Source organism: Pseudomonas sp. PS01299, from assembly GCF_029960145.1.
Classification (GTDB): Bacteria; Pseudomonadota; Gammaproteobacteria; order Pseudomonadales; family Pseudomonadaceae; genus Aquipseudomonas; species Aquipseudomonas putida_A.
Window position 1 is genome coordinate 1 of the sequence record NZ_JASCPO010000326.1, and the last position, 4,985, is coordinate 4,985.

3 protein-coding genes are annotated in these 4,985 nt (G+C 62.1%); all 3 read left to right on the plus strand.

Annotated features, from left to right (window positions below):
- Positions 1-303: 303 nt before the first annotated feature.
- The 3 genes from recQ to QMX91_RS28925 all read left to right on the plus strand — a co-directional run bounded on the left by recQ (position 304) and on the right by QMX91_RS28925 (position 4,895).
- Entirely contained in the window at positions 304-2,433 is a 2,130-nt protein-coding gene (gene recQ, locus QMX91_RS28915) for a DNA helicase RecQ (protein WP_097090179.1), read from the plus strand.
- 133 nt (positions 2,434-2,566) lie between these two features.
- Positions 2,567-3,001 carry a MarR family transcriptional regulator gene (locus tag QMX91_RS28920; protein ID WP_027613988.1) on the plus strand — a complete coding sequence of 145 codons (435 nt, stop codon included), beginning with the start codon at positions 2,567-2,569 and terminating at the stop codon, positions 2,999-3,001.
- 127 nt (positions 3,002-3,128) lie between these two features.
- Positions 3,129-4,895 (plus strand): FimV/HubP family polar landmark protein, encoded by a 1,767-nt coding sequence (locus QMX91_RS28925; RefSeq protein ID WP_282413762.1) that lies wholly within the window; start codon positions 3,129-3,131, stop codon positions 4,893-4,895.
- The last annotated feature ends 90 nt before the right edge of the window (positions 4,896-4,985 follow it).

Below are 4,985 nucleotides of genomic sequence, written 5' to 3' on the forward strand. Positions count from 1 at the left end.
CCAACACGAATATCCCTGTGGGTGCGGGCTGGCTCGCTAATACGGCGTATCAGACACTTTTGCATCGACCGGCACGCCGCCTTCGCGAGCAAGCCCGCTCCCACAGGGTTTTCGTGTTGACGGCTAGCGGAGTCTTATCAGCGGCACCCTGTGCCGGGGAACGCTCGGGTATACTGCCGCGTTTTGCGCTCCCTGCTCGTATTGCGGCTGTCATTGCAATGCGCTCTTACGTTTTGTTTAAGCAGCTGTGGCTGTCCTGAACCAGCCTGTGCAGGGATGTTTCGGTAGATTTTTGGAGTTTTTATGCTCGAACAGGCTCAACGCGTCCTCAAGGACATCTTCGGCTACGACAGTTTCCGTGGCCGTCAGGGTGCAATCATTGAGCGCGTGGCCAGCGGCGGTGATGCGCTGGTGCTGATGCCTACCGGTGGCGGCAAGTCCTTGTGCTTCCAGGTCCCGGCGTTGCTGCGCGAAGGCCTGGCGGTGGTGGTGTCGCCGTTGATCGCGCTGATGGACGATCAGGTCGCCACCCTCGAAGAGCTGGGCGTGGCCGCTGCGGCGCTGAACTCCACGTTGAGCGCCGAACAGCAGCGCGATCTGGCGGCGCGGATCAAACGCGGTGAAGTGAAGATGCTCTATCTGGCGCCCGAGCGTCTGGTGCAGCCGCGCATGCTGTCGTTCCTGCAAGGCTTGAACATCGCCCTGTTCGCCATCGACGAAGCGCACTGCGTGTCGCAATGGGGCCATGATTTCCGCCCGGAATACCTGCAACTGGGCCAGTTGGCGGAAATGTTCCCCGACGTACCGCGCATCGCCCTGACTGCCACCGCCGACAAGCGTACCCGCGAAGAAATCGTCACCCGCCTGCACTTGCAGAACGCCGAGCGTTTCCTGTCGAGCTTCGACCGCCCGAACATCTTCTACCGCATCGTGCCCAAGGAGCAGCCGCGCAAGCAGTTGCTGGCGTTCCTTGCCGAACGCCGCAGCGATGCCGGCATCGTCTATTGCCTGTCGCGCAAGAAGGTCGAGGAAGTTGCCGCGTTCCTCAGCGAGCAGGGCTTCCCGGCGCTGCCGTATCACGCCGGTCTGCCCAATGATCTGCGCGCCTACCACCAGAAACGCTTCCTCAACGAGGAAGGCCTGATCATGGTCGCCACCGTGGCGTTCGGCATGGGCATCGACAAGCCCAACGTGCGTTTCGTCGCGCACCTCGATCTGCCGAAATCCCTGGAAGCCTATTACCAGGAAACCGGGCGCGGCGGCCGTGATGGCCTGCCGGCGGATGCGTGGATGGCGTACGGTCTGCAAGACGTGGTGATGCTCAAGCAGATGCTGCAGAACTCCGAGGGCGACGAGCGCCACAAGCGTCTGGAGCAGCACAAACTCGATGCGATGCTCTCGCTCTGCGAAGAAACCCGCTGCCGCCGGCAGACGCTGTTGGCGTATTTCGACGAAGACATGCCCGAGCCGTGCGGCCACTGCGACAACTGCGTCGACGGCGTGCAGACCTGGGACGCCACCGAGCCGGCGCGCCAGGCACTGTCGGCGATCTATCGCACCGGCCAGCGCTATGGCGTCGGCCATCTGGTGGACGTGTTGCTGGGCAAGGACAACGAGAAGGTCCGCAGCTTTGGCCATCAGCACCTGTCGGTGTACGGCGTCGGCAAGGCGCTGAGCGAGAGCGAATGGCGCTCGTTGTTCCGGCAACTGGTGGCGCGTGGTCTGGCCGACGTCGATCATGAAGGCTACGGGGGCCTGCGCCTGAGCGACACCTGCCGGCCATTGCTCAAGGGCGAAGTGAGCCTGGAGCTGCGCCGCGACCTCAAGCCGCAAGTCACCGCCAAGACCGCCAGCAAGAGTCCGGCCAGTCAGCTGGTGCGTGGCGAAGAGCGCGAACAGTGGGAAGCCTTGCGTGCACTGCGGCGCAAACTCGCCGAGGAGCATGGCGTGCCACCGTACGTCATCTTCCCCGACTCGACCCTGCTGGAAATGCTCCGCAGCCAGCCGACCTCGCTGGCCGACATGGCGCGGGTCAGCGGCGTTGGTGCGCGCAAGCTGGAACGTTACGGCGAGGCCTTCCTCGAAGTGCTCGGCGGCGAGGCCGAAGCGCCGAAAGTGGTGGCCGACGTGCGCCACGAACTGATCACCCTGGCCCGCGCCGGCATGACCCCGATGCAGATCGCCGGGCAGTTGCAGTGCTCGGAAAAGAACGTCTACACGATGCTCGCCGAGGCCATCGGCAAGCAACAGTTGTCGCTGGAGCAGGCGCTCGACTTGCCTGAAGAACTGATGGGCGAAGTGCAGGACGCGTTCCTCGACGGCGAGGGCGAGTTGCCGTCGGTCGCCGAAGTGGCCGAGCTGTTCGCCGGTCGCGTTCCGGAGGGTGTTCTTTACTGCGTAAGGGCTGCGCTGCAATCTGAATTCGAAATGTAAGACGGCGATTGCGCCAACCGTCAGGCAGTTGTAACGATTCAGTACAGGTCGGCTCTTGCCTATAGCCAAATGTCATGCTTAGCTGACTAATAATTAGTTTTTCTCTATTTGTCAGTCTACTCATGAGTGTTTTATGCCGTTAACCGATCAACACCGCTTTGGCATGCAATTGGCCCAGATGTCTCGTGGCTGGCGTGCCGAACTGGATCGCCGGCTGGCCGGTCTGGGCTTGTCCCAGGCGCGCTGGCTGGTGCTGCTGCATCTGGCGCGTTTCGAAGACGCGCCGACCCAACGCGAGCTGGCGCAAAGCGTCGGTGTCGAAGGGCCGACCCTCGCGCGCTTGCTCGACAGCCTGGAAAGCCAGGGCCTGGTGCAACGTCAGTCGGTGATGGAAGACCGCCGGGCGAAAAAAATCGTGCTCTGCGCTCCGGCGCTGCCGCTGATCGAACAAATCGAAACCATCGCTACACAGTTGCGTCACGAATTGTTCGAAGGCGTCGACGAGGCGGATCTTAAGGTATGCATGCGCGTTCACGGGCACATTCTGGGCAACCTGGAAAAATCTTGAGGCATAAACCGCGCGCCGTTTTTTGAGGGATCGCGCAGAGCAGACTATAAGAACTACTGGGCAATATCGTGTTCGTACCGGATGTGCGAACGCATAGAAACCGGTTTTGCTTATTTAAGGGATGCTCATGCTCGCAAGTCGGCACGTTGTACTGCGCGGTGGCGCCAGATGGCTGCTGGTCGCTGGTGTATTCAGCTATTCGACCTGGTCGATGGCGCTGGGGTTGGGGGACATTACCGTCCACTCAGCCCTCAATCAGCCGCTCAAGGCCGACATCGCCCTGGTGGATGCCGCGGGCCTCAGTGCCAGCGACCTCTCGGCCAGCTTGGCCACCGCGGATGAATTCGCCCGGGCCGGGGTTGAGCGGGTGTTCTTCCTCAATGACCTCAAGTTCACCCCGATCCTGCATGGCAATCGCCAGATGATCCGGGTGACCTCGCGCAAACCGGTCAATGAACCCTTTCTGAATTTTCTGGTGCAGCTCAATCAGCCCAATGGCCGCCTGCTGCGCGAGTACACGCTGCTGATCGATCCACCCGGATCGCCGAGTATCGTGCCGGCCACCGACGAGCCCGATCCACGTCCGCAATCTTCTGAATTTCCCACCGTCGAACCTGCCACGGCGGCGCCTCAGGCTGCTCAGGGCAAGCGCGACGCCGCCCCTTCAGCGCCACCCGCTCCGGCGGCGCCAGCCAACGATGCCGTGGCCGAGCAATTGGCGGCCAGCGTGTTGCTCAATCAGCAGTTGCAGAAGACCGTGGACGAACTCAACGCCAGACTGCAGGCGCAAGATGTGCAGATTGCCGACGGCAAAAAGCAGGTCAGTGATCTGCAAACGCGTTTGAGCGAATTGCAAAAGCCAGCGGCACCGGCCGTTACACCGCCAACACCCGCGCCGGTCACCACCGCGCCTGAAGCTGCCGACGATGGCCTCAACTGGCCGCTGCTCGGTGGCTTGCTGATGCTGCTGGGATTATTGGGTGCCGGGCTGTTCGTACGACGTCGGCGGCAACTGGTGGAGGGCGCGGCGCCACTGGCAGCTCTGCCGGCAGATCGGCAAACAGATCCTGAAGACCCGCCAACCACTCAATCGGCGAGCATCCGCGCAGCCACCGAACACCGTGAAGAACCGGCGGCCGGCGATGTGCTGGAGGCGGTGGGGATCTATCTGGCTTATGGGCGTTTGAGTGAGGCGGTCGGGTTGTTGCGCAATGCCATGGACAAGGAGCCCGAGCGCACCGAATTGGGTGTGCAATTGCTCGAAGTGCTGGGGCGGCAGGGCGACAGCGCTGCTTATGAACAACAGGAACACCGCCTGCGTGATGCCGGGGTGGATCCTCAGCAACTGGCTGCGATCCGAGAGCGGCATTCAAAATTGACCGGCGCTGCGCCGATAACCCCGGTGCTGCCAATTGCCGCCGCCGCAGCGGTGGCGCCTGCGCCACCGGCGGCCGAGGATGATTTCGAGTTGAATCTGGGTGAGCTGTCGATGGCGTCCAGTTGGGATCTTGAAGACAGTCGTTCGACACCTGAGCAGCCCGTAGAGCGGACTGCATCGAACTCCGGCCTGGAAATCCTGCCAGCGGACTTCGAGTTACCCGAAACCGGGGCCAGCGAAGAGGCGGAGCTGGAGTGGATCCCCGAACCGGACGCGCAGCCGCTGGACGATGACTTTCTTAACGAATTCGGCGACCCGGGCGAGTTGCTGGCGCTGGAGCCGCTGGATCTAGCGGCGACTGAGCCGGAACACGGCTCGGAGAAACTCGAACAGGCACAGACCTGCATTGATGATGGGGATATCGACAGCGCGATTGCCTTGCTCAATGAGTTGCTCAAGGAAGGGGATGAACCCCTCAGGCAAACGGCACGGACGTTACTCGCGGGTATTCGCTGATGGTTGAGTCACCGGAATTGTGCGGTGACCGGACTATCGCCTTCGCGAGCAAGCCCGCTCCCACAGTTGGAATGCGTTCCAGTGTGGGAG

Excerpts from the sequence above, each read along its gene's own strand:
- QMX91_RS28920 (WP_027613988.1), top strand. The coding sequence starts at position 2,567 with ATGCCGTTAACCGATCAACACCGCTTTGGCATGCAATTGGCCCAGATG.
- QMX91_RS28925 (WP_282413762.1), top strand. The coding sequence starts at position 3,129 with ATGCTCGCAAGTCGGCACGTTGTACTGCGCGGTGGCGCCAGATGGCTG.
- recQ (WP_097090179.1), top strand. The coding sequence starts at position 304 with ATGCTCGAACAGGCTCAACGCGTCCTCAAGGACATCTTCGGCTACGAC.